We start from the raw sequence: 4,523 nt of genomic DNA on the forward strand, positions 1-4,523 counted from the left end.
GTTACTGTAGCTACTGTGAACGCCGCATGTCCACAAGTCTGGCAGTGGAACATGTTTTGCCTAAAAGCATCTATCCAGACCTAGAAACTGAGTGGGCTAATTTTTTACTAGCTTGTGTCAATTGCAATTCTGTCAAAGGATCTACAGACATTAAGCGTGAGGACCATATCTGGCCTGATAATGACAATACGTTTCTGGCCTTTGTCTATGCCAAAGGCGGGTTTGTCTATCTAGCCGACGACCTGAATGCTGAACAAAGGTCTAAAGCACAAGCATTACTCGATCTCGTGGGTTTACAGCGCCATCAAGCGGCTAATTGGCCAGACCCACGAGATCGAGATCAGCGCTGGCGGCAGCGAGATGAGGTGTGGGCTGTCGCAGAAATTTTTCGGGCACGTTTTGAGGCACTAGACCAAGTAGATGCCGTTAGAGAGCTAGTGTTGGAAGCTGCCCAGGGCTATGGTTTTTTTTCAGTATGGATGACTGTATTTGAGGACTATCCCACTATTAGAGCTGGATTGATTCAGTTATTTGCAGGGACGGCTCCATCATGCTTTACCCCAAATGGAAAACCAATCAATCGTCCTGGGCGAGTAATTTAGTTGGGCATTGATTGAAATTTTCTGAATGCTCAATAGACCTACTTCGTTTTTTCTGCAATTTATTACCCTACATCCAATCTTCTACACACCAGCCGCTATGCTAGCTGTGGCATTTATCGTTTCAGAAAAATTCACGCTGATATGACCACCCCTACGGTTGAACGCGGCAGCTCAGCAGCTCGCAAGTCTCTTTGGCTAGCCGCCATCAAACCTCCCATGTATAGCGTCGCTGTAATCCCAATTCTGGTGGGCAGCTTGCTGGCTTTTTGGGAAACGGGGCAGCTGGATAGTCGTATACTCGTTATTTTTTTGCTGTCGGCAGTGTTGCTGCTGGTGTGGGAAAACCTCAGTAATGACGTTTACGATGCTGATACCGGTATTGATAAAAACAAGCATCATTCCCTGGTCAATCTGACCCAAAATCAATCGCTGATCTTTTGGCTGGGAAATCTGAGCTTAGCACTGGGGGTGACGGGTGTCTTAGCCATCGCTGTGCTCCAACAGGATGCCACCGTACTGGGGTTGATCCTAGTTTGCTGCGTCCTGGGCTATCTTTACCAGGGGCCGCCGTTTCGTTTGGGCTACCAGGGGCTGGGGGAACCCCTATGCTTTATTAGCTTTGGCCTCGGTGTGGGGGCTGCGTACTATGCCCAAGCCCAAACATTTTCCCTCAGCTGCTGGGGGTTGGGAGCCATCATCGGCATGGCCACTACGCTGGTGCTGTTTTGTTCGCACTTTCATCAGGTTAGCGATGACTTGGCAGCTGGGAAACGCTCCCCCATCGTGCGATTAGGCACCCTGGGTGGGGCAAATCTTTTACCCTGGCTCTGTGGCAGCATTTTTGTGATTTTAATAGGGGGACTGTTTTTGGGGGTGTTTCCTAGGAGCTTAACGCTGGTGCTAGCGAGTGCTCCCTTTGCTGTCCAACTTTGTCGTCATGTGAAGCTTTATCACGATCAGCCCGAGTTGGTACAAAATGCTAAGTTCGTGGCTATCCGTTTTCAGTTTTGTTGTGGAATACTCGTATGCTTGGGGCTGCTGTTACCCATTGTCCTTAGATCGCTCCCTGTTTAGTATCACTCTAGAATCCTAATTTTTAGACTGCTCAGCGTCAGAGTCTTTCGCCATGGCCTATTGGTTTGAATTTCGTACCTATCATCGTCGGTTTCGACAGCCGGTACAGACCCACCATGGTGAATGGCAGGTGCGCAAAGGACTGATTTTAAAGCTGACTGACGAGGACGGTCGTAGCGGCTATGGTGAGGTGGCTCCTCTACCCTGGTTTGGGTCTGAAACGTTTGACCAGGCGTTCAGCTTTTGCCAACAGCTACCGTCTCAGCTGTCGGATCATACAGTTCCGTCTGTACTGCCAACGCTACCCGCTTGCCAGTTTGGTTTGGAGTCGGTATTTGCGAGCTTAGAGCGCAAATTAGGGCCGATTGATCTCCCCAATGCTCAGTGTGGCGTACTCTTGCCCAGGGGCCAGAAGTCTTTGGAGCATTGGCCACAGCTATGGCAGCAGGGATATCGAGTGTTTAAGTGCAAGATTGGGGTGGAGTCAATAGCCGCAGAAATGGAATGGCTGGACCAGCTGCTGGGGCAGTTGCCCCTGGGGGCAAAGCTGCGGTTAGATGCCAACGGGGGGCTGAATGAGTTAGCGGCGCGACAGTGGCTAGATTGGTGCGATCGCAACGGTCAGCGCATCGAATTTTTAGAGCAGCCCATGGCTCCCAAAGATTTTGATATCGTCATGCGGCTCAGCTATCGGTACCACACCCCCATTGCCCTAGATGAATCCATCGCCAGTTTGGAACAGCTCAAAGCCCATTTTCACCGAGGCTGGGACGGTATCTATGTGGTCAAAGCGGCAATTATGGGCTCCCCCCAGCGGCTGCAGCACTTTTATCACAAGTACCCTATCGACCTAGTGATTTCATCGGTGTTTGAAACCGCCGTTGGCCGTCAGGCCCTGATTCGTCTGGCCATTGACCTGGCCATGGCCTATCCCGATATTCCCCACCGGGCGTTGGGGTTGGGCACCCAGCAATGGTTTACCAACGATGGTCTGAGTGAAACCGATTGGCAACAGCTATGGCAGCGGTTGGAACGATGACCCAGGCTGGAATATCTGCTGGTGGCTGTTCTCGGCCTCAGCCTAATCCTCAACCCAAAGATATCTGGGCGACCTTAGACGAGCCCTGGTGTGAACAGTCCCAATCGATAGCAGCAGGTCTGGCGGTGCTAATCAATGAGGCAGAACCCACACGCTTTTTAGCCCACCTGTGGACGGGGCTGCGGGCTAATGCGGCTTTGATCCTGGCAAACCCTAGCTGGAGACACCAGGAGTGGCAACAGGTTGCCCAACAGCTATGCCCGGACATTGTGCTAGGTGAGACTCCCCCCGTGTCCTTTAAATCATCTAAAAACAACGCCTCTAGAAATCGTCCCCAACCAGGGCAAATTCTCATCGCCACAGGCGGCACCTCAGGGCAAATCAAATTTGTTGTTCATACCTGGAGCACACTGACCGCCGCCGCCCAAGGATTTTTGGATCACTTTAGCCAGCGGTCCATCCACAAGCCCGTCAACAGCTACTGTGTCCTGCCGCTTTACCACGTTAGCGGTCTAATGCAGGCGATGCGGGTGTGGCTGTCTGGTGGCCAACTAGTCACACAACAGTTCAAACAGCTAGAAACCGGTCAACGACGGGTCGAACCGGACGATACCTGGTTTATTTCCCTGGTGCCCACCCAGCTCCAGCGACTTATAGAAGATGCGACTACATGTCAGTGGCTGTCTCAGTTTCGAGCTATTTTACTGGGTGGAGCACCCGCCTGGCCCAGCTTAATGACCCAGGCCGCTCGGCTGCCTATTGCCCTGACCTACGGCATGAGTGAAACAGCTGCCCAGGTAGCGACTCTGCTCCCCCAGGATTTTCAATCTGGTGTGCGCAGTCAGGGTTCCCCCTTACCCCATGTCACCCTAGCCATTCATCAACCGGAGTCGGCTCAGCCTCAGCCGCTGGGCTCAGTGGGCCGCATTGCCCTGCGTACGCCCTCCCTGGCCATGGGCTACTGGCTAGATGCAGGGATTATAGATATGGGGGCTATAGATGATAGACAAGATGCCCAGCCATGGTTTTACCCAGATGACCTGGGCTATCTAGACCAGCGGGGCCATCTGCATGTGGTGGGTCGCAACAGCCAGAAGATCATTACGGGGGGGGAAAATGTTTTTCCCGCAGAAGTAGAGGCGGCACTGCTGTCCACTGGTCTAGTGCAGGATGTCTGCGTGGTGGGGCTGCCCGACCCGGTGTGGGGCCAGGCGGTTGCGGCCCTCTATGTGTCTGAGGCTGAGGCTCAAGTGACTCCGCTGCAGCTTAAAACAGCGCTCAAAACCAGTCTCAGTGCCTACAAGCACCCTAAACACTGGCGACTCGTAGACCATATTCCTCGTAATGCCCAGGGTAAAGTCAATCGTTCGCGGGTGGTGGCACAGCTGAGCGCAGCCACTGAACTAGCTCAGGACTGAATCCATGGCGCTGTCGGCTAGTGCTGTCAATACACACGTGACGGGTCAGGGCGGTGGCTACGGTTTTTTGTTCGGTATTACTCAGGTGATAACGAATTTCAAAGGTGGTGGCGTCTAAGGAGTGGGGAGTGAGTGCGATCGCGAGCTGATCACCACAGTGCAACGGTCGCCGAAAATCCACCGATGCATGGACAACAGGAACCGCTAACAATCCGCCGCCAAAAAATACTCGAACATCAATGCCGGCAGCCGCGAGGGACGCCTCATAGGCTTCGTGGCACAGGGTGAGCACATTGGCAAAGTACACCACACCAGCCGCATCGGTTTCATGGAAACGGATAGTGCGGTAATAGGTAAAGCCAGACGGGCTGTCCCTACTGGGCATGGGGT

At 53.0% G+C, this 4,523-nt stretch carries 5 protein-coding genes; 4 read left to right on the top strand and 1 reads right to left on the bottom strand.

Going from position 1 to position 4,523, the window contains the following annotated elements; genetic code table 11:
• From IQ260_RS28070 to IQ260_RS28085, 4 genes are all read left to right on the top strand, one after another.
• Positions 1-602 (top strand): HNH endonuclease (locus IQ260_RS28070; protein WP_193996370.1); only part of this gene is annotated, 602 nt, incomplete at its 5' end.
• A gap of 141 nt (positions 603-743) precedes the next feature.
• Positions 744-1,676: a 2-carboxy-1,4-naphthoquinone phytyltransferase gene (menA, locus tag IQ260_RS28075; protein ID WP_193996371.1), complete on the top strand. Its 933-nt coding sequence runs from the start codon at positions 744-746 to the stop codon at positions 1,674-1,676.
• 52 nt (positions 1,677-1,728) lie between these two features.
• Positions 1,729-2,715, top strand: coding sequence for an o-succinylbenzoate synthase (locus tag IQ260_RS28080; protein ID WP_193996372.1), 987 nt, complete (start codon positions 1,729-1,731; stop codon positions 2,713-2,715).
• Positions 2,694-4,133 (top strand): AMP-binding protein, encoded by a 1,440-nt coding sequence (locus tag IQ260_RS28085; protein ID WP_193996373.1) that lies wholly within the window; start codon positions 2,694-2,696, stop codon positions 4,131-4,133. The genes IQ260_RS28080 and IQ260_RS28085 overlap by 22 nt, the downstream gene beginning before the upstream one ends.
• On the opposite strand, the gene IQ260_RS28090 is transcribed toward IQ260_RS28085, so the two are convergent.
• The gene (locus IQ260_RS28090; protein WP_193996374.1) at positions 4,075-4,518 is read right to left on the bottom strand and encodes an acyl-CoA thioesterase; all 444 of its coding nucleotides are present in this window, start codon (positions 4,516-4,518) and stop codon (positions 4,075-4,077) included. The genes IQ260_RS28085 and IQ260_RS28090 overlap by 59 nt on opposite strands.
• Positions 4,519-4,523: the final 5 nt, after the last annotated feature.

Source organism: Leptolyngbya cf. ectocarpi LEGE 11479 (assembly GCF_015207065.1).
In the GTDB taxonomy this organism is placed as follows: Bacteria; Cyanobacteriota; Cyanobacteriia; order Phormidesmidales; family Phormidesmidaceae; genus Leptothoe; species Leptothoe ectocarpi.